Here is a 21,248-nt window from a genome sequence, read left to right as displayed (position 1 = left end):
CCCTCCATATGTCCGAAACCGGTGTACTTTGTCTGGATTTCTATGTCCTGTTTTCTGCGCACAGGGGAACCGCCCCTGTTTCTGTTGGATCATGCAGACTTTACCGATTCTTATTTTCTTTTTTATTTTTCTGTTGCTTTGTGTTTGTGCTATTTTGTATTTTTGTTATCCGTATTTTCGATTTGCCAGCATGCAGGCATTTCTTTTCAGCCTGATCTTTCTGGTTACTCTCACCGGCAGATTTCCCGCTGCAGTTTCGATAAAACCGTATCGGAATCGGACTCTGCCGGTGAATGCCGCCACAGGCTCATTGGGAAAGCCTGCGACAATAAGCTGGTATGATAACTCACACTTGATGAGGTGGAGTTCTGTAAAATTATTTATAAAATTCCGGTTTCTCAACTGCTGTAACGATCTTCTCGATCTGTCCGGTTTCCTGCGCTTTTACAAGAGCGTCTGCTGTGATCGCTGCCAGGTATCCATCCCATGCGTTCGGTCCTGTGATCACACCTGCTTCTGCATTGTCAACCCAATCCTGAACCTCTTTATCATAGGCATCTTTAAATCTTACGAAACAGTCTGTGTCAATGGCACTGGATACAGCTGCGTTTTTACGGATAGACGGATAAGCCGGCTGTGCCATTTTCAGTGCACCGTCCTCACATACTACTTCACAGTTGATGTCATATCCGAACTTGCAGTTTACAAATACTTCCACATCGATACACACACCTTTTTTAGTGCGGAGCATCATGATCTGCGGATCTTTCAGCTCGGAATGAGAATATTTGGTTACTCTTGGCATTACAACCTGTGCAGATTCATACTCGTCATCTACCAGCCAGTGAAGAACATCGATCTCATGGATTGCGGTATCGTGCACAGCCATTGGAGTATTATAATTGGTTCCTACTTCCGGGTTTCTATGTGTACAGTGAAGAATCAGCGGCTCGCCGTACTCTCCGGTTGCAAGGGCTTCCTTGATCTGCTGGTAGCCTTTGTCATAACGTCTCATAAATCCAAGCTGGATGAGATGTTTGCCTGCTGCTTCCTCTGCTTTCACTACTTTCAGGCAGTCCTCAGCAGTGGTACATAATGGTTTCTCACAGAAAATCCTCTTGCCGGCTTCAATTGCCTGGAGAAGGGAATCTACATGTGCGAAGCCCGGAGATACGATAAATACTGCATCTACGTCCTCTGCGTTGATCAGTTCCCTGCTGTCTGTGTAAACTTTTGCGCCGCAGATCTCGGCTGCTTTCTTTGCACTTTCCTCAAATACATCTGAAACAGCTACTACTTCTGCTCCCTGGATCTTCTCGGTCAGTCTTCTGATATGATCTCTTCCCATTCCGCCGCATCCGATAATTCCTACTCTTAACATTTTAAATTCCTCCGTTCATTTTTTAACCGAATCAACTGTGAAGCAGTTATTCGGTTATGAGCAAGTAGCGAAGCGGATTGCGAATATCCGCTTGACTCCTTTTATTGTTTTCTGTTTTCGTGTTCTTTTTGATGATGTTATATTATCATTTTGTGCACGTGAACGCAATATCTTTTTTATACAAATTTTCCATTTTGTTTTTATGCGTTTTTCACGATTTGTTACTTTATTCACAAGTTTTTATTGATTTTACAGCGTTTATGCGTGATTTCTATTCATTTTGGATGTGTGTTTCCAGTACGTTTTCTGTTTTTTAATCTGTTAATTTTCTAACATTTTTATGTGTGCACCAGAACGCAATGTTTTATTTCCCGTATACTCCGGTAAGGTTTATAGAGAATATTGTTGTATTTTCACACACAAAGAGTTATAATTACATATAGTTTTATATAAAGTATATAAATATATTCTCTTATCTGTATCCAAAACTTCTATACAAAAACACAACAGAAAGGATTTTTAAATATGAACGATTACAGCTTAGAAACCAAATGTATCCATTCCGGATACACTCCTTCCAAAGGCGAGCCATGCGCGCTTCCAATCTGCCAGAGCACCACTTACAAATATGACACCACCGATGAAATGGGCCAGTTATTTGATCTGAAAGCAGATGGATATTTTTACACCCGTCTCCAGAACCCGACCAATGATGCCGTTGCTGCAAAAATTGCAGATCTGGAAGGTGGTGTTGCCGCAATCCTGACTTCTTCCGGACAGGCTGCCAACTTCTATGCAGTATTTAATATCTGCGAAGCGGGTGACCATGTTGTTGCTGCTTCTACGATCTACGGAGGAACCTTTAATCTTCTTGCCGTTACTTTCAAAAAACTTGGCATTGACTGTACCTTTGTTGATACCGACGCAACAGAGGAAGAGATTGCTGCTGCATTTAAACCGAACACAAAAGTTCTCTTTGCGGAGACCATCGCCAATCCAGCACTGGTTGTCCTAGACATTGAGAAATTTGCACGGGTTGCACACAAAAATGGCGTGCCTCTTATTGTGGATAACACCTTTGCCACACCGGTAAACTGCCGCCCGTTCGAGTGGGGTGCAGATATCGTCACTCACTCTACCACCAAATATATGGATGGACATGCCGTTCAGGTAGGCGGCGCCATTGTTGACAGCGGCAACTTTGACTGGGATGCTTACGGCCATAAGTATCACGGCCTGACCGAGCCGGATGAATCCTACCACGGCGTGATCTACACCAAACAGTTTGGCAAAAAAGCCTACATCACCAAGGCCACTTCCCAGCTGATGCGTGATCTGGGTTCTATTCCGTCTCCAATGAACTGTTTTCTTCTGAATCTTGGACTGGAGACACTTCCGCTGCGTGTTGAGCGTCACTGCTCCAACGCCCAGAAGATCGCCGAATACCTAAATGCACACGAAAAAGTTTCTCACGTAAATTATGCCGGACTTCCGGATGATAAATATCATGCACTGGCTCAGAAATATATGAAGGACGGCCGTACCTGTGGTGTTATCTCCTTTGAACTGACCGGCGGCCGTGATGCAGCAGTCCGCTTTATGGACAGCCTGAAGCTTGCTACCATCGCCACACACGTTGCTGCTTCCATTACCATGGTTCTTCATCCTGCCAGCCATACCCACCGCCAGATGAACGATGAACAGCTGGTTGAAGCAGGAGTTTCTCCTGGAATGATCCGCCTTTCCATTGGTATTGAAAACGTGGACGATATTATCAAAGATCTGGATCAGGCACTGAAAAATGCGTAAATAAAAAACATTAAGGGAAAATCCATCAAATAATCGATGGATTTTCCCTTTGATCTTTTTTGTAAAATGGGTTAAGCGGATATTCTCAATCCCACAGGAAATTTATTTGGAATTATTTTAGTTGATTAAAATCTATTGCCCAATATTTTCAAAACAGAATTCATTTATAATACTTCAGCGATCTGCATTCATATGTTCAACCACTTTCTTCCAGGTTTCTGCTCCGCAGATTCCATCGACTGTGATCTTTACATTTTTCTGAAATGCTTTCAGTGAAGTTTCTGTCTGTGTTCCAAAGATTCCGTCCACTTTTACCTGCAGCATTGCCTGTAACATGGAAACAGCAGACCCGGTACTGTTTTTTCTGATGATCGGAAGCTGTACATTCAGCTTCTCTGTTGTATCTGGTTTTTTCGTACTTTTACTTTCTGCTGTTTCATTTTTATTTTGTGAGTTTTTGTTTTTCATATATAATTCTGTTTTTTTCACAAATTCCGGCCACTTTTCTTCATCCATGAGGCGTCTCGGGCAGTGTTTTCTTGACGCATCGTAATGTCTTTTCAGCCGGTCTGTCCCCCATCCGTACTGTTTCAGCAAAAGAGCCGCCAGCTGTTCTGTCTTGTCTACCGCCGTATAATAATCTGTTTCCGGATTCACACAGATTTCGATATTGATAGAATTCCGGTTCGTGATTCCATACTTTCCTTTTCCGTCCCCTACTGCCCAGGCCCCGTCGCTGTGGTCCAACGTCTGATATACGGATTTTGAATCTACATAATAATGCACGGTACCAGCCAGATTGCCATTCTTCATTGCATTGGCATGAGCTTTGGCATCTGCCCCCTTACTCCAGTTATCCGTTTCATGGATTACAATATATGCCGGCCGGTTCTGGCCGATATAACAATTCTTTTTGCTGATCAATTTTATGATATTCATAAAAAATTTCCTGTTTTTTTGTCTTCTCTTTATTCTATGCAGCTATTCATCTTTTTCCAGCTGTTTGATCAGCTGATTTACATATGTAGAAAGCCCCGCCACCAGAACTCCCTGTGTCATGGAAGTAAATACAGCCATTGCGATATCCTGTGCCGTATTATAAGAACAGGTTGCAAAAACATAGATCCCGCATACAAGGATCCCCACACCTCCCAGTATCAGTGGAATATATTTATCCTTCACAGCCTGAGCTTCCTTCAGCGCAATTCCCATAAAATACAAAGCGACTGCTGTGATCAGCAGTTCCGGTTTAATATAATTCACAAGCGCTTCCATAAATCTTCTCCCTCCTTGCAGCTTTGTTTTATTTTATGAACTGCTCCGAAATTTGTTTCACAAATTCTTCAAAATTGCATCACGATTTGCTCACATTTTTTCGATATATTATTACCTGTAAACAGCAAGCAAGTAAATGCAACTGCTAAACAACTTTTTCTTTTTCATACTTTTAACCGGGAGCGTTAAAACTCCCGGTCTCCTTCCTTTTTTTAATACAATCGTAATACAAAGCGGTCATTCCCATTCCGCTTTGTACTTCAAAAAGGATACCGTAAACTCATCAAGACTGATGACCTTACGGTATCTTTTTTGTATTTTAAAAGTATTAGCTGCGAGTGATTGCTACGTGTTAGATATATGTTAGCTATTGCTGTTTTTCCAGGCTTTTTGAGAATATTTTGTTCTATTTCCAGGCAAAAAGAAAAAGGCCGCAAACCCTTGAGTTTACGGCTTTTTCGCTATTTTAAGCTATGCTTATATTAGAATTTGCCAGCGTCAGCAGCTTCCTGTACGGAAACAGCTACAGCTACTGTCATACCAACCATCGGGTTGTTTCCAGCGCCGATGAGACCCATCATCTCTACGTGAGCCGGTACGGAAGAAGATCCTGCGAACTGAGCGTCAGAATGCATACGTCCAAGTGTATCAGTCATACCGTAGGAAGCAGGACCTGCTGCCATGTTATCCGGGTGAAGTGTACGTCCTGTACCACCGCCGGAAGCAACGGAGAAGTATTTTTTACCTTTCTCGTTGCACTCTTTTTTATATGTTCCTGCTACTGGATGCTGGAAACGAGTTGGGTTTGTGGAGTTTCCTGTGATGGAAACGTCAACACCCTCTTTCCACATGATAGCAACACCTTCCGGAACGCTGTTAGCGCCGTAGCAGTTAACTTTTGCACGAAGTCCCTCTGAATAGGATTTACGGAATACTTCTTTAACCTCGTTCTTATATGGATCATACTCTGTCTCTACGTATGTAAAGCCGTTGATACGGGAGATGATCTGAGCTGCGTCTTTTCCAAGACCGTTCAGGATAACACGAAGAGGTTTTTTACGAACTTTGTTTGCTTTCTCGGCGATACCGATAGCACCCTCAGCTGCTGCGAAAGACTCATGTCCTGCAAGGAAGCAGAAGCAGTCTGTCTCTTCCTCAAGAAGCATTTTTCCAAGGTTTCCATGTCCAAGACCTACTTTACGTGTGTCTGCAACGGATCCTGGGATACAGAATGCCTGAAGGCCTTCTCCGATAGCTGCTGCTGCGTCAGCGGCTCTTCTGCAGCCTTTTTTGATTGCGATCGCTGCACCTACTGTGTAAGCCCAGCAAGCGTTCTCGAAGCAGATCGGCTGAATGCCTTTGATCTGATCGTAAACGTTCAGACCTGCGTCTTTAGTGATTTTCTCAGCTTCTTCGATAGAAGCGATTCCATAGCTGTTTAAAACAGAATTGATCTTGTCAATTCGTCTCTCATATGATTCAAATAAAGCCATTTCCTGTAACCTCCTGATATTTTTACCTTACGAAGTGTAATTACTCTTTTCTTGGGTCGATGATCTTAACAGCATCTGCAACACGGCCGTACTGACCTTTTGCTTTCTCCCATGCTGTGTTCGGGTCATCACCTTTCTTAATGAAGTCAGTCATTTTTCCAAGGCTTACGAACTGGTATCCGATGATCTCATCGTCCTCATCAAGAGCGATACCTGTAACATAACCCTCAGCCATCTCAAGGTAACGAGGTCCTTTTTTCAGAGTTCCATACATTGTACCAACCTGAGAACGAAGTCCTTTTCCAAGGTCCTCAAGACCAGCTCCTACTGCAAGTCCATCCTCGGAGAATGCAGACTGGGAACGTCCGTAAACGATCTGAAGGAAAAGCTCTCTCATAGCTGTATTGATTGCATCACATACAAGGTCTGTGTTCAGTGCCTCCATTACAGTAAGTCCTGGAAGGATCTCAGCAGCCATAGCAGCAGAATGAGTCATTCCTGAACATCCGATTGTCTCAACAAGTGCCTCCTGGATGATTCCCTCTTTTACGTTAAGGGACAGCTTACAGGCACCCTGCTGTGGAGCACACCAGCCTACACCGTGTGTGAATCCGGAGATATCCTTTACTTCTTTTGCCTGAACCCATTTTGCTTCTTCCGGGATCGGAGCGGCACCATGATGTACGCCCTGTGCCACTGGACACATTTCTTCTACTTCGCGTGAATAAATCATTTTAAAACTCCTTTCAAGTATAGATTGACCGATGTTATTGAGAAAAAAAGTTCGATAACACCCTACGGCTATTTTCTCACAAAACCTTTGTTTCGTCCAGTCATATTTGATAAATTTTTGCCATAAAACGCATAATATTGGAAGTTATTCTGGCAGTATTGCATGCCTAACTGTCAAATATTTCTGGCAACTATTCTATGTATGTGATAATATATTATCAAGTTTAACCCTGGAGGTATATTTTTCATGAATGCATCTGTGGATTCTGTTTTTCCAGAAAAATACCGTATCCTCAGCGGAAGCGCCCTGAAGATGATTGCGATCATCACCATGCTGATCGATCATATCGGAGCTGTGATTTTAAGTATGTATCCGCCTGCACAGAAAGTCCTGTTTACGCTTCTCGGAAGGGAATACAGTGTGTATCTTATTTTTCGCGATATCGGCAGAGTGGCTTTTCCCATCTTCTGCTTTCTCCTGCTGGAAGGTTTCCGGCATACCAGGAGCCGTTTCCGCTATGGACGGAATCTCCTTCTTTTTGCTCTGATCTCAGAGATTCCCTGGAACCTGATGTTCACAAACACACTGCATTATGAAAGACAGAATGTGTTTTTCACGCTTTTCCTGGGATACCTGGCGTTTTGTGCCATCGAATATTTTAAGGATAAGCGCTTGATACAGCTTCTCTGTATCCTGGGACTGCTTGTTGTTTCCATTTTTCTGAAAGCAGATTACGGATGGCGGGGATATATTTTTCTCCTGATCATGTACTATATGCGAAACGATAAGCCCGGGCAGGCGATCCTTGGAAGCTGCTGGCTTTACTATGAATGGAGAGCCTGTTTCGCCTTTCTGTCCATTAACCTGTACAATGGGGAGAGGGGATTTATCCACGGAAAAGCGGCGAAATATTTCTTTTACTGGTTTTATCCAGTCCATATTATGGGACTGGTGATACTTCGACAGATTTTATTTCTGTCTTAATTCTTTTTTTCTTATTATCTTATATGGATGTGCGTGTTGTATGTGAAAAGTTTTGAGATTTCAGTTCTGCACTTTTCCAGTGGGGAGTTCTGAGGGGAGAAAGCACTCAGAGTTGCGAAGCCCGTTTTTCTCCCCTCTTTCCGGGCACGCAATTCGGCCAGGCCCCTTCATAATGTAACACTCCTGGTTCGGTCCTGTATTCCACTTCTATCACCCATTTATCACTGTGCCGATTATAATTGTATGTTCTGTTTTACCACATCTAAAAGTCAAACTATTCATTCATCAATCCAGGAACAGGCCTGCTACGCAGGCCGCCTTCCGTCCCCCTCTCACCCGATCGGCACAGCCTCTCGCAAACAATACCGTCGCATCCATCGCCCCATCAAAAAAAGCCACACTCTCAAAAAAGTGCGGCTTCCCTGCGTGGCCAGGAGGGGAGACGGCTCGAGGAGGGGAGACGGCCTTCGCAACTGTGAGTGCTTCCCCTCCTCGAACCTTCCACTGCTTACCAAGCAGAACTTATTTCAAAAAACAAAGAAAAACTATTTTTTCTTCACAATTTCTTTCGCATTTTTATAAATGGAATCCGCCGGAACGCATCCCCTTACCGGTGACAACGGATAAATATTGGAATTCCGTCCGATCACAGTCCCAGGATTCAGCACGGAACCACATCCAACCTCAACATGGTCTCCCAGCATTGCTCCAAACTTCTTAAGACCAGTCTCGATCTTTTCATCCCCATCTTTCACAACAACCAGCTTCTTATCCGATTTCACATTAGAACAAATCGATCCGGCTCCCATATGGGATTTATACCCAAGTACTGCATCTCCAACATAATTATAATGCGGAACCTGCACTTTATTAAAGAGCACAGCATTCTTAAGCTCTGTAGAGTTTCCCACAACTGCTCCCTCGCCAACAATGGCCTTACCACGGATAAAGGCACAGTGACGTACCTCCGCCTCCCTACCAATGATAGCCGGTCCGGTAATACTTGCAGTCGGCGCAACAGTAGCAGATTTTGCGATCCATACATTTTCACCTTTCTTCTCATATTCAGAAGGATCCAGTGTTTTTCCAAGTTTAATGATAAACTCTCCGATCTCCGGAAGAACCTCCCACGGATAAGTCTTTCCTTCAAAAAGCTCTGCCGCGATGGTCTCATTCAGATCCAGCATATTGCTGATGGTAAAATCTTTCATCATGATGATTTTTTTCCTCCCTGTCTGGAAGCACGCTCCGGCTTCCTGTAATTTACAGCGGCCGCGTCAAAGAACTGCCGCAGGTTGTACTGATAATTGCTTGCTTCCACCTGCTGGGTCCGCACCCGCACAAAATGTTCCAGTTTGTCCATATATTCCTGTTCCGTGATGCTTCCCTCTGACACGTAGGTGAGGCCTTTTTCCCAGCTTGCCGTAAGCTCCGGGTTCAGAAGCTGCCGGATAGAACAGTTTACCACATCAAAGATCATCTCCCCCAGAAGTGTGGGGGTGATCACCTGAGTTTTCTTATTCAGTGCCAGATATTTGATGTTAAAAAGTTTCTTCAGAATCTCCGCACGAGTGGCACTGGTGCCGATCCCGCTTCCCTTGATCTGGGCACGAAGCTCTTCATCTTCGATCAGCTGTCCCGCATTTTCCATGGCAAGGATCATGGAACCGGAATTGTATCGTTTGGGAGGCGAAGTCTCGCCTTCCTTGATACTTAAACCGTTCACAGGAAGTATATCACCCTTTTTCAGCTTCTGCAACGCCTCCAGAAGCACCGTATCACAGGAAACTTCTTCCTCTTCCCCGTTGCCGCCTTTCTCACTGTCGGAAGCTTTTTTCCGGGCAAAAGAGTTCGTGGCGATCTTCAGATAGCCTTCTTCTTTCAGAACTTTAAAAGAGGAAAAGAATGATTCCCCGTCCAGTTTCGTCACAAGGCTCACTTTCTGATAAACAGCCGGAGGATAAAAAATACATAAAAACCTCCTCACGATCGTCTCATACACTCTCTGTGCGGTAAGAGACACACTTCCCAGTGCATTCAGCCCCTGGCCGGTAGGAATAATGGCATAATGGTCTGTGATCTGCTTGTCATTCACATACCTGGTCTTCGCAATGTTTTTCCAGGATTCCATTCCCAGAACCTCTGCTGCCGCAGCTCCTGCCTGCTGATAATTTCGAAGGCCGGAAATATTCTTATATATCTCCTTGGCAACTGCTGTAGACAACACTCTGGCATCCGTTCTCGGATACGTCACCAGTTTCTTCTCATAAAGCTCCTGCACGATCCGGAGTGTTTCATCCGGACTGATCTTAAAGAGCTTGGAGCAGACGTTCTGAAGCTCCGCCAGGTTAAAAAGAAGGGGCGGATTCTTGTTTTCTTTTTTTCGCTCCACTTTCTCCACGGTACAGGAAAGGGGCTGGTTCACCATCAGCTGATTGATCAGCATCTGGGCATGTTCTTTTTTCTTGAAACCATTTTCTTTATAAAGATACGGGGACTGGAAATAACGGCTGCCTTCCACAGCCCTCCACTCTCCGTCAAAACTTTCGCCTGCAAGGGCAATGCTGCTTAAGACTCGGTAAAACGGTGTCTTCACAAAGACACGGATCTCCCGCTCTCTACGCACTACCATACCAAGGACACAGGTCATTACACGGCCTACCGCAATGGCCTGATATTTGGAATGGAGATAATTGGTCACACTGCTTCCGTAACGCAAGGTCAGCACCCTGGAAAAATTGATTCCCATAAGATAGTCTTCCTTTGCGCGGAGATAGGCAGACGCTGCCAGATTATCATACTCCGAGATATCTTTTGCTTCCCGGATCCCTCTTAAAATTTCTTCTTCTGTCTGGGAATCGATCCACACTCGTTTCTGGACTTTTCCCTTCACTCCTGCCATCTGGGCTACCAGACGGTAAATATATTCACCCTCACGTCCGGAGTCGGTACACACATAAATGGTCTCCACATCCGGCCGGTTCAGCAATCCTTTTACGATCTCAAACTGCTTTTTGACTCCGGGGATCACTTCATATTTAAATTCGCGCGGCAAAAAAGGCAGGGTATCAAAACTCCACCTTTTATACTTGATATCATATTTTTCGGGATAACTCATGGTAACCAGATGTCCTACACACCAGGTCACCACGGAATCTGCTGATTCCAGATATCCGTCTTTTCTCTGACCGTTGATCTTCAAAGCCTTCGCAAATTCCTGTGCCACGCTGGGCTTCTCCGCTATGTATAAAGCCTTTGCCATACTATTTATCTGCACTCATCTTTCTAAGCGGCCATGCCAGAAGCACGCCTCCGCCAACTATATTTCCCAATGTTACGATCACCATGCTCTTAAGCATAGCGCCGACAGACAATCCAGGCACCATACAGAATGCAACTGTAAAGATACCCATATTTGCAATACAGTGCTCAAATCCGCTGACAACGAAACCTGAAATACAGATCGTGATCATCAGGAATTTGCCTGACTCACTCTTCAGCTTAATGCCGCAGAGAACTGCAAGACAGACAAAGAAATTACAGAGCACCGCACGGAAAAACATCTGTCCTGCCGGAATACTGAGTTTTCCGTTTATAAATCCCGCAAAGTAATCTGCTGTACCGGACGCTCCGGCACCAACAAAGATCAGAGCCAGGATCAGGCATCCCACAAAGTTGCCGATGTAACTGATTCCCCAGACCTTGCCCACGTCTTTCCATGATACGCTCTTGTCATACGCACCAAATGCCATTACCAGATTGTTACCGGTAAACAGCTCTCCTCCTACCATTACGATCAGAAGAACCGCAATAGAGAACACCAGGGCTCCGAGGAATTTCCCCCATTCCGGGAATGTTTTGGAAAATACATTTCCTACTACATTACTATAGATCATCGCCACATCAATAAAAAATCCGGCCATGATCGCCCGCATAAAGTATTTTCCGAAATTGCTGTTCAGTAAATTAATCTTACCTTTCGCAGCGGTTGACAGTTTCTCTACATCCTCCCTGTTCATAAATAGCACCTCCACATATTTTTTAGCAAGCGTGGCACTTTGTTACTGCTTCTTTGTTCACAGTAACACGCTTTCCGGAAATCTGCTTGTTATATTGTAACACTTTACCATTTATTTCACAATAAAAATGCGAAAATTTCCAAAAATTTCTGGTTTGTTATACACAACAAACAATATCCACTTTATGCTAAAACACGATAGATGCCATCCCAGGCCAGTTCTTTTTCTTTCAGAAAAACTTCCGCTTCTTCCTCGGACTGTTCCACACATTTCCAGGCCAGCCCGCACTGGGCGCTGATCTCCGACGGGATCGGGATCAGTCTTCCCGGAAATTCTGCTTCCTTCGCCGTTTTTTCCATCTTCATGGCTGCTGTGGTCGTAGAAAACGTGACAACTGTAGTGATCACTTTTTTACGCATGTCTTTTTGTTCCTTCCACACACGCAAAAACAGGACACCGGAAAACCCGATATCCCGTTTCTGCTGATTTTTTATCTCTATGAAGAATTACCAGATTATTTTGCCTGGATATATCCTTTGGCTTTCAGAGTCTCTGCACAGAGAACAGCTCCGCCTGCAGCACCTCTTACAGTGTTGTGAGAAAGTCCGATAAACTTGTAATCGTAAACAGTATCCTCACGAAGACGTCCTACAGATACTCCCATTCCGTTCTCATAGTTTACATCCATCTGTACCTGCGGACGGTTGTCCTCCTCAAGATACTGGATGAACTGCTTCGGAGCGCTTGGAAGCTCAAGCTCCTGCGGAAGTCCCTTGAACTCTACCAGTTTCTGGATCAGCTGCTCTTTGGTCGGTTTCTTGCGGAATTTAACGAATACAGCTGCTGTATGTCCGTTGAGAACCGGAACACGTACGCACTGGCATGTGATCACCGGTGTGGTAGCCGGAACGATCACACCGTCCTCGATCTTCCCCCAGAGTCTTAACGGCTCTTTCTCGCTCTTCTCTTCCTCACCGCCGATGTACGGAATGATGTTGTGCTCCATCTCCGGCCAGTCTTTGAATGTTTTTCCTGCTCCGGAAATAGCCTGATATGTAGTAGCTACTACTTCGTATGGCTCAAACTCTTTCCATGCGGTAAGTACCGGAGCATAGCTCTGGATAGAGCAGTTCGGCTTAACAGCTACGAATCCGCGTTTTGTTCCGAGACGTTTCTTCTGGAACTCGATCACATCGAAGTGCTCCGGGTTGATTTCCGGAACTACCATCGGAACATCCGGTGTCCAGCGGTGTGCACTGTTGTTGGAAACAACCGGTGTCTCTGTCTTGGCATACTCTTCCTCGATTGCCTTGATCTCTTCTTTCGTCATATCAACTGCGGAGAATACAAAGTCAACAGTAGCTGCAACTTTCTCTACCTCGTGGATATCCATAACGACCAGTTTCTTTACTGCCTCCGGCATCGGAGTATCCATTTTCCATCTGCCGCCTACAGCCTCCTCGTAGGTCTTGCCTGCGCTTCTCGGGCTTGCTGCTACAGTAACCACCTCAAACCACGGGTGATTCTCCAGAAGAGAAATGAATCTCTGACCAACCATTCCAGTTGCACCTAAAATGCCGACTTTAAGTTTTTCACTCATAATAAAACTCTCCTCATCTTGTGTCCCTCTATGGCACACATTTGTCTTTTCTGTAAATACTATACCAATTTTTCGGAAAATGCAAGCATTATCTTAATTTTTTTCAAGATATTCCTTATTCTGAGCGATCACCTGCTCCATAACAGATGGTCCCGGTGCACCAAGAGTTACTCGTTTCTCCACACAGGTCTTCATACTGATCGCCTCGTAGATATCCTCCTCAAAAACAGGGCTGATCTCTTTGTACTCGGAAAGTGGAAGCTCATCCAGGGAGATTCCTTTATCCAGGCAGAGAAGAACCAGTCTTCCTACGATACCGTGGGCATCACGGAACGGTACGCCATGGTTTACCAGATAATCTGCGGCATCTGTTGCGTTTGTAAATCCTCTCTTTGCGCTTGCCTCCATATTTGCCTTATTGAACTGCATGGTGGAAACCATACCTGTAAACAGGGCGATACATCCCTTTACAGTATCAATGGCATCGAACGTAAGCTCTTTATCTTCCTGCATGTCTTTGTTATATGCAAGGGGAATTCCCTTCATAGTTGTAAGGATAGATGTCAGTGCACCATAGACACGGCCTGTTTTTCCGCGGACAAGCTCTGCGATATCCGGGTTCTTTTTCTGCGGCATGATGCTGCTGCCTGTGCTGTATGCGTCGTCAATTTCAACGAAACGGTACTCGTTGGAGTTCCACAGGATGATCTCCTCGGAAAAACGGCTCAGGTGCATCATAATGGTAGAAAATGCGCTTAAGAGCTCGATCACATAATCTCTGTCAGACACGGAATCCATGCTGTTTCTGGTAGGAGCATCAAATCCAAGAAGCTCTGCGGTATAAGCACGGTCCAGCGGATAAGTGGTTCCTGCCAGTGCTCCGGCTCCAAGAGGACAGGTGTTCATTCTCTTACGGATATCAAAGAGTCTGTCACGGTCTCTCCTAAACATCTCAAAATATGCGCCTACATGGTGAGCCAGAGTTACCGGCTGTGCCTTCTGGAGATGGGTAAATCCCGGCATGTAGGTGTGTACATTCTCTTCCATGATCTTCTGCAGGGCAAGAAGAAGGTCTTTCAGCTCTTTGTCTGTCTCATCGATCTCGTCGCGGACATACAGTTTCATATCCAGAGCCACCTGGTCATTACGGCTTCTTCCTGTGTGGAGTTTCTTTCCGGCGTCTCCGATACGGTCGATCAGGTTTGCCTCCACGAAACTGTGGATATCCTCGTACTCGGATGTGATCTCAAGTTTGCCCTCTTCCACATCTTTAAGGATTCCATCCAGCCCTTCTGTGATCTGATCTTTTTCTTCCTCTGTCAGGATTCCCTGTTTTGCAAGCATGGCAACATGTGCCTTGCTTCCGCAGATATCCTGTTTATAAAACTTCTGGTCAAAAGAAATCGATGCGTTAAAATTGTAAACCAGCTTGTCCGTTTCTTTTGTAAAACGGCCTCCCCATAACTGTGCCATAATATTCTTCCTCACTTTTCTTTTTTGCGGCAGAACTGTCTTCTCCGGGCGGACATGAGATCCGCCTCCCGGACGTCTGCACTTTTCTGTGTTAGTGTATCATATTTTTATGGAAATGCAAAGTTTTTCATACTTATACATACCATAAGTATTTTATACTGAGCATTTTTTTGATATAATAACCCCACGGATAAAATGGATAAACCGGAGGTATTTAATATGAGTATTCTTTCAGATACAGCACATGAAAATATGATAAATTCAGAAGCTGCTGTAACATATATTTTAAAAGCCCTGTTTTCAGATGTGTTTAAGTTTGACGGTACAACGGAAGTCATGATTTCCGAAAATATCAAGCGAGGATGTCCTCATATATGGAAGGATCCGAATTATCGCATAATATCAGATAAACTGTTTCACTGGTGGTTGTCTGATATGCCATATATTTATCTGGCTATGCTGGAAGATCAAAAATTTGTACCCGTATTATACGAAAATCTGAAAAAGATTGTCGAATATGACAAAAACCATTCTTTAGATGCAAGAGTATATGATGAAAACAAAAATGTTTTCTCTTCAAAATTATGCACAGGTACTGTTTTTCATGTTGATTTTACAAACTTCAATGAAACTCTGTACAAGAAATTACTTGCAGATCTGGAAAGATCCATGCATGCTTTAGATGATATCCGTGACCGGGTTGATGATTTTGTAAACGGCCTCTCCCCGTCCAAACGCCACCAGATTTCCTATATTGTCTGCAATTTCATGTACCTGCTGCTTGAATTGATGCATAATGATGATATATGTAACTGGTTTGAAGCAATCAGTAACTATTATCAGGATATGGCCCATGCCCATGCTGCAGTCTATGAGGAAGCATGTGATAACCCTGATGATTTTGCATAATGCTAAATACAGGACGGGAGATATTTTTTCCCGTCCTGTTTCTTTTTACGAAACTGTATTGTTTCTTCTTAATCCCCGGAATTTTCCAGGGCTCTTTTTTTGTCTCTTTCCTGTGCTTCTTTTTTTGAAAAAACACAGCCGCAGTAATTCTGTCGGTACAGATCGTGCTCGTGGGACAGCTCAATAGAACGCTTGTAGCCATTCTTTTTCTTGAAATCTGAAGTCAGATGTGGCACTTTATAGATTTCTGCCAGCTCCTCACCGATCTCATTGATCTTCTGTGCATTTTTCAGAGGACTGATACTTAAGGTTGTAGTGAAATAATCATATCCGCCCTCCTTCGCCAGTTTCGCTGCCTCTTCCATCCGCAGGCGGTAACACCGAAAGCACCGCTCTCCTCCTTCCGGAACATCCTCCAGACCTTTTGCCATCTCATAAAATTCCTTCGGATCATACCGTCCCTCCACCAGAGTTACCGGATGGACAAACTCCATCTCCCCAATCAGGCGCCGGATCTCAGCCACACGGTGTGCGTATTCCTCCTCCGGTGCAATATTGGGATTATAAAAAAATATGGTGATCTCAAAATACTGTGACAGATATTCCATCACATAGCTGCTACAGGGTGCACAGCAGGCATGGAGAAAAAGTCTGGGAATTTTCCCCTCTTTCTGGTTTCCTTCAATCAGTTTATCCAGTTCTTTCTGGTAGTTTCTTTTATTCAAAATCCGATATTCCTTCCCTTCGTTTTAATATTTCCTGCAGTTCTTCTGTAACTGCATGATAAAAATCCATTTTATTTTTCCATTCTTCCAGTTCATCCGGTTCAAGACATAACCGTTCATCCATCCCCTGTTTCATACGTTCTGTATATTGGGGCAGATAAATATTCTCAATTTCTTCCTGGATTGTCGGATCCGATTTCTTTTTCATCATTTCGATATCAATTTCCATCCGCAGTGACGAGCTGACCAGAAACCTTTCAAATTTTCGATAGATCCGATACTCCGGATAATAAAACAAGCCTTTCTGCTGTTTTTTGTCAAAAAGAAGAAGCTGAGTTGAAACACCATTATCATACACAACTCCCTTTTCTTCTGTTTTCGTAAGAAAACGGCAGGCTACTGCACGGGCATAATATTGTGGACTGGTAATATCTCTTTCCAACTGTGCAATTTTTTCAACAACTCCCAGCGCATCTTTGATCCCTTTTAATGTTTCCGGTGAACGCAGGAGATTTTCCCTGATATTGCCCATTTTTCTGTAAAGCAGTCCATATTGTTCATCCGGATCTTTCTGGATCAGATAACTTCCAAATGAATATAATGTCCACTTTGAACCTGATTCCCAGATATCCCTTCTTATCCTGGATAACTGTTCTATCTTCTGACTGGTATTTTTTGCCTTTGATACTGTCAGCTGTAGTTCTTCCACAAGTTTCATATCCGGCAGTTTCAGGATGATCGATCCTTCTTCTTCTGTGATCACACTGTATTCTACAGCCTTGTCAATATATCTTCTGCATTCCTCATTTCGTTTTCCTGTTCGTTCACATACATACCCTTCACTCCAAAGAGGCTCTATATATGGAGATGGAAGCTGATCTTCCCGCTCTTTTTTTTGTACCTGTTCTTCATATGCCACTTCCATTTCTCCGATCAGCCTGTTTGAGCAGATTGGAAATCCCTCTTTACATTTAACTGCAAACATACAGTCTGTTCTTTCTGTTTTCATAACCAGTATCGGATTCTTCCGATCATAATTTCGAAAATACGATGCCGCAAATTCATAAACCGTCGGCCAACTTTTCGGTATGAACAAAAATGTATAATTTTCTGCCTGTTCAGCCAGATCAGCTCTTTCACAATACATAACCTGCACTTTTCTTAATAATGCCAGAATTGTATTTTTGACTACATCCTGAAAATCACCACTTGTTCCCCATATATGGGATATTATCTTTTCTCCATTACACATACTGTAAAAATAAGTTTCTGTAAATTCTGCAAAGATTCTCTGGATTTCCGTTATCTCTGTATTCTTATCTGTTAAAATCTCTTTTCTGTCTTTTATCCAAAACAGAAAGCTTCTTTCTGCGATATTAAGTTCAACCTTTATTTTTTCCTGACATAAATTCTCAAATTCCAGAGGATTTATTATCCAGTTTTCCGGCATCGAACCCTCTTTTTTCATTTTCTCAAGAACTGTTATATTATCTTTTGATGCCTCGGAAACTTCAGCCAACCTGTCTGCCAGTGGCAAAATTGTACTTTTATAATACTGATCTATATATTCCTGTAATGACTTTAACAATTTTATCATCCGTTCATTCAGAAATACTGCTTCAGAGTCTCTGACCCATTCGTCCAAAATACTCAGATATTCTTTTGCTTCTTTTCTGCCTGCAAAAGCAGTTGCAGATGCTCCTTTTTCATATTTCTGTTTTAAATCCTGCTCTGCTTCTGTCACTTTCTTTTTATGCCATTTTTCTCTTTCCTCACATTCTGTTTTCCCTGATTCCAAAATAGAAAAAACTGTGTTAAATCTTTTTTCTTCTGCCTGCTTTTCAGGAAATAACGTTCCTGTATCATTCCAGATATTCAAAGTCATACGATTTTCTATTTTTTCCTTCAAACACTCCTGAAATCTCTCTGCATTTATCTGCATTCGGATCTGGGCTCTTTCCATCCAGACAGACGCAGCCGAAAAGGCTGTATTTTCTTTATTCCAGATATCTTTATAACTGTACCGGTCAAAATACGGTTTGGGATCTACATCTTCATATAAAAGTTCCCGGATATTTTCAAAAGAAGTCTGCTGTTTCCACTCTGCAGTTATCCTGCTTTCCTGTTCTGGATCTTCTTCTCCATGTTTTTCCATTCTCTCAAACATCCGGGCAACGAGCAATGTAGCAATCTCTTTCTGCGGGATCTCCATTTTTCCATATCCTGCTGTCATATATCCACTGAATACCGGCCATAAATTTTCCCGTCCATTCACTCTTACAGCCCAGTCATCACTCCATGCACGAACTTCTTCTGAAAGAAATGGAAAAATAAGCTGTGTTGCTTTTTCAAGATATAACCTTTTTTCCGCTTCCTCCTGTGGCAGCTCATCAAAAATATAACAGTTATCAAATGGCCGGTTCTTCTCATTTAATTCAATGGCAAAAAATCTTTTGCGATAATATTCACTGTTATACTCCCTGTCCATCCAATAATTCAGTTCCTTCAGGAAGGCGAAACTCTCTGCCATCCCATACGGACTCGTATTTCCCTCTATGCTGTATTTCCCGGACATGAAAAAAAATCCGGAAATAGCAGTGCTATAAAACTGTTCTTTTGTGATCCTTCTCAAAATATATCCTATATCGATCAAACTTTCTGATGCTGTAGTTTCTGAAATCCCTCCCATTATGATAATATTCATTTTTGCGGAAGAACGGTACATTTCCAGGTTAATCACTTTCTCCCTGATACTTTTCACTACTTTTTCAGAATTTCCCGCCAGATATGCATCTGTCATCTGACTGCCATATTTATTATCACTCCTGGCAATTTCAGCCTCTCTTGGATCAGGCCAGACAATGTCGCAGATTTCATCTTCTTTTAAGCTTGTAGTCCCGTATCTCACTTCAGCTCCGTAAAAATGATTACTGATTGCCAGAAATTTCATGTTTCCCGGAGCATCTGCAACTGGTCGACCATTTTCATCTGTTGGAAGAAGCATCTTATTTCTGACCTGATCCTTAATACGGATCAGTAACTCAGTCCCTGTTTGACCTACGCCAACGATCAGTGCTGTATGATTCTCCCGTAGGCGGGTCCTGTTTCCACTCCAGGAAATTCCTCCTCCCTCAGAAAGACTCATCGCCTGCTTCAATGTCATTTTCTTTCTGTCCATACATTTCCTTCCTTTCATTTGTCAGCCATCGGATATCTAACATATGATAATATTATACCATTATCTACGAAAAGGAGGCAATATCCATGAATCCTGTCCTGAAAGTGCGGGACGTGTGTCTCTCCTATCACACATTGTCCGGTGAGACACCCGCCCTTTCTCATATATCCTTTGACCTGATGCCCGGTGAATTTCTGTCCATTGTAGGACCTTCCGGATGCGGAAAATCCACTCTTCTGAATCTCATTGCCGGCCTGCTCACTCCTGAGCACGGTTCCATTACTCTGGGAGGCCGGCCGGTATCCTCCGGCAGTGCCGCTGTAGGATATATGCTCCAGAAGGATCATCTTCTGGAATGGCGGAGCATCTACAAAAACATCCTTCTCGGCCTGGAGATCCGGAAAGAGCTCACACCTGAAAAACTGGCACATGCAGAAGCCCTTCTTCAGACCTACGGTCTGGACCGTTTCCGTGATGCCCGCCCTTCCCAGCTTTCCGGCGGAATGCGCCAACGTGCCGCTCTGATCCGGACCCTGGTGCTGGAACCGGAGCTCCTTCTTCTGGACGAACCATTTTCCGCTCTGGATTACCAGACACGCTTAAATGTCAGTGATGATATCGGAAAAATCCTCAAAAGCTCCGGCAAGCCTGCGATCCTGGTCACTCATGACATCTCCGAAGCCATCAGTATGGCCGACCGGGTACTGATCCTTTCTGCACGTCCTGCCACTGTACGAAAGATCATTGATATCGATCTGGATATCAGCGACCGCACTCCCCTCTCCTCCAGAAATGCTCCGGATTTTAAGAAATATTTTAACATCATATGGAAGGAGCTCAATGAAAATGCCTGAAATTTCCAGACAGCAGAAACAATATCTTGCACGGCAGAAAAAAGAAAAACACATTATCCTGGCTGCACGGACACTTCTTTTTGTTCTGTTTATGGGACTTTGGGAAATATCCTCTGATCTTGGATGGATCGATTCCTTTATCTTCAGCAGTCCTTCCCTGATCGCAGAGACCTTTCTTTCCATGTGCAGGGATCAGTCCCTGTTTGCACATATTGCCGTGACACTGGCAGAAACTCTTGTCAGTTTCTTTTTTGTTGTGATCCTGGGTGTAGGAACCGCAGTACTTCTCTGGTGCTCCCGACGGATCGCACGGATCCTGGAGCCATGTCTGGTGGTACTGAACAGTCTCCCGAAATCTGCTCTGGCCCCTCTTCTGATCGTATGGCTTGGTGCCAACGAACGTACCATTGTAGTCGCCGGCATGTCTGTAGCCATCTTCGGTTCCGTTATCAATCTGTACTCCGGCTTCTGCCAGGCAGATCCGGAAAAGCTGAAGCTGATCGAAACTCTGGGGGGACACAAAAAGGAAAAGCTTCTGAAGATCGTCCTGCCCGCCTCCGTTCCTCTTATCCTAAGTGTGATGAAGGTCAACATCGGGCTTTGCTTGGTAGGCGTGATCATCGGAGAATTTATCGGTGCCCGAAAAGGCCTGGGATACCTGATCATTTACGGAAGCCAGACATTCAGACTTACATGGGTCCTGATGTCCATTGTAATCCTCTGCATCATTGCCATGCTGCTGTATTTTGCACTTTATCTTATTGAAAAACAGGTCCGGAAGCATTAGCTGTAAAAAGGGCGTGTAAAAATGATCT

Annotated in this window: 18 protein-coding genes; 5 read left to right on the top strand and 13 right to left on the bottom strand. The window is 43.8% G+C overall.

Features of this window, described 5'->3' with window-relative positions; all coding sequences use genetic code 11:
* Window positions 1–376: 376 nt before the first annotated feature.
* Window positions 377–1,381: a Gfo/Idh/MocA family protein gene (locus GPK81_RS14645; protein ID WP_021976271.1), complete on the bottom strand. Its 1,005-nt coding sequence runs from the start codon at window positions 1,379–1,381 to the stop codon at window positions 377–379.
* Between the two features lie 525 nt (window positions 1,382–1,906).
* On the opposite strand from GPK81_RS14645, the gene GPK81_RS14640 reads away from it, so the two are divergent.
* The gene (locus tag GPK81_RS14640; protein ID WP_021976272.1) at window positions 1,907–3,190 is read left to right on the top strand and encodes an O-acetylhomoserine aminocarboxypropyltransferase/cysteine synthase family protein; all 1,284 of its coding nucleotides are present in this window, start codon (window positions 1,907–1,909) and stop codon (window positions 3,188–3,190) included.
* 174 nt (window positions 3,191–3,364) lie between these two features.
* Here the strand turns inward: GPK81_RS14640 and GPK81_RS14635 are convergent, their stop codons facing one another.
* The 4 genes from GPK81_RS14635 to GPK81_RS14620 form a co-directional block, all read right to left on the bottom strand.
* Entirely contained in the window at window positions 3,365–4,129 is a 765-nt protein-coding gene (locus tag GPK81_RS14635; RefSeq protein ID WP_215707283.1) for a peptidoglycan recognition protein family protein, read from the bottom strand.
* Between the two features lie 42 nt (window positions 4,130–4,171).
* The gene (locus GPK81_RS14630) at window positions 4,172–4,465 is read right to left on the bottom strand and encodes a phage holin family protein (protein ID WP_118062634.1); all 294 of its coding nucleotides are present in this window, start codon (window positions 4,463–4,465) and stop codon (window positions 4,172–4,174) included.
* A gap of 482 nt (window positions 4,466–4,947) precedes the next feature.
* Entirely contained in the window at window positions 4,948–5,958 is a 1,011-nt protein-coding gene (locus GPK81_RS14625; protein ID WP_015525727.1) for a GGGtGRT protein, read from the bottom strand.
* A gap of 40 nt (window positions 5,959–5,998) precedes the next feature.
* The gene (locus GPK81_RS14620; protein WP_118071121.1) at window positions 5,999–6,691 is read right to left on the bottom strand and encodes an iron-sulfur cluster assembly scaffold protein; all 693 of its coding nucleotides are present in this window, start codon (window positions 6,689–6,691) and stop codon (window positions 5,999–6,001) included.
* 246 nt (window positions 6,692–6,937) lie between these two features.
* On the opposite strand from GPK81_RS14620, the gene GPK81_RS14615 reads away from it, so the two are divergent.
* On the top strand, window positions 6,938–7,675 hold the full coding sequence (locus GPK81_RS14615) for a TraX family protein (RefSeq protein WP_118062635.1): 738 nt from the start codon (window positions 6,938–6,940) through the stop codon (window positions 7,673–7,675).
* Between the two features lie 545 nt (window positions 7,676–8,220).
* Here the strand turns inward: GPK81_RS14615 and GPK81_RS14610 are convergent.
* The 6 genes from GPK81_RS14610 to argH all read right to left on the bottom strand — a co-directional run bounded on the left by GPK81_RS14610 (window position 8,221) and on the right by argH (window position 14,767).
* Complete coding sequence (locus GPK81_RS14610; RefSeq protein ID WP_442860749.1) at window positions 8,221–8,886, bottom strand: UDP-N-acetylglucosamine pyrophosphorylase; 666 nt, start codon at window positions 8,884–8,886, stop codon at window positions 8,221–8,223.
* Window positions 8,886–10,937 (bottom strand): DNA topoisomerase, encoded by a 2,052-nt coding sequence (locus GPK81_RS14605; protein WP_215707282.1) that lies wholly within the window; start codon window positions 10,935–10,937, stop codon window positions 8,886–8,888. Before GPK81_RS14605 ends, GPK81_RS14610 begins: the two co-directional genes overlap by 1 nt.
* 1 nt (window position 10,938) lies before the next feature.
* Window positions 10,939–11,694, bottom strand: coding sequence for a formate/nitrite transporter family protein (locus tag GPK81_RS14600; RefSeq protein WP_021975775.1), 756 nt, complete (start codon window positions 11,692–11,694; stop codon window positions 10,939–10,941).
* A 182-nt stretch (window positions 11,695–11,876) separates the two neighbouring features.
* Window positions 11,877–12,113 (bottom strand): DUF3343 domain-containing protein, encoded by a 237-nt coding sequence (locus GPK81_RS14595; protein ID WP_021975774.1) that lies wholly within the window; start codon window positions 12,111–12,113, stop codon window positions 11,877–11,879.
* Window positions 12,114–12,208: 95 nt separating this feature from the next.
* Entirely contained in the window at window positions 12,209–13,294 is a 1,086-nt protein-coding gene (gene asd, locus GPK81_RS14590; protein ID WP_118062638.1) for an aspartate-semialdehyde dehydrogenase, read from the bottom strand.
* 93 nt (window positions 13,295–13,387) lie between these two features.
* Complete coding sequence (gene argH, locus GPK81_RS14585) at window positions 13,388–14,767, bottom strand: argininosuccinate lyase (protein WP_021976248.1); 1,380 nt, start codon at window positions 14,765–14,767, stop codon at window positions 13,388–13,390.
* Window positions 14,768–14,986: 219 nt separating this feature from the next.
* Between argH and GPK81_RS14580 the strand changes: the two genes are divergently transcribed.
* Window positions 14,987–15,676 carry a hypothetical protein gene (locus GPK81_RS14580; protein ID WP_021976249.1) on the top strand — a complete coding sequence of 230 codons (690 nt, stop codon included), beginning with the start codon at window positions 14,987–14,989 and terminating at the stop codon, window positions 15,674–15,676.
* A gap of 68 nt (window positions 15,677–15,744) precedes the next feature.
* On the opposite strand, the gene GPK81_RS14575 is transcribed toward GPK81_RS14580, so the two are convergent.
* Both GPK81_RS14575 and GPK81_RS14570 read right to left on the bottom strand, forming a co-directional pair.
* Window positions 15,745–16,401: an epoxyqueuosine reductase QueH gene (locus GPK81_RS14575; protein WP_215707281.1), complete on the bottom strand. Its 657-nt coding sequence runs from the start codon at window positions 16,399–16,401 to the stop codon at window positions 15,745–15,747.
* A complete protein-coding gene (locus tag GPK81_RS14570; protein WP_215707280.1) occupies window positions 16,394–19,579 on the bottom strand; it encodes a tubulin-like doman-containing protein in 3,186 nt (1,061 codons plus the stop codon). The genes GPK81_RS14575 and GPK81_RS14570 overlap by 8 nt, the downstream gene beginning before the upstream one ends.
* Window positions 19,580–19,665: 86 nt before the next feature.
* On the opposite strand from GPK81_RS14570, the gene GPK81_RS14565 reads away from it, so the two are divergent.
* Both GPK81_RS14565 and GPK81_RS14560 read left to right on the top strand, forming a co-directional pair.
* Entirely contained in the window at window positions 19,666–20,433 is a 768-nt protein-coding gene (locus tag GPK81_RS14565; RefSeq protein WP_092069257.1) for an ABC transporter ATP-binding protein, read from the top strand.
* The gene (locus GPK81_RS14560; protein WP_195634934.1) at window positions 20,426–21,220 is read left to right on the top strand and encodes an ABC transporter permease; all 795 of its coding nucleotides are present in this window, start codon (window positions 20,426–20,428) and stop codon (window positions 21,218–21,220) included. Before GPK81_RS14565 ends, GPK81_RS14560 begins: the two co-directional genes overlap by 8 nt.
* Window positions 21,221–21,248: the final 28 nt, after the last annotated feature.

The organism is Blautia sp. MCC283, assembly GCF_018785565.1.
GTDB lineage: Bacteria > Bacillota > Clostridia > Lachnospirales > Lachnospiraceae > Blautia_A.
The sequence above is the reverse complement of the archived record's forward strand: the minus strand, read 5'-3'. Positions and strand labels throughout refer to the sequence as shown.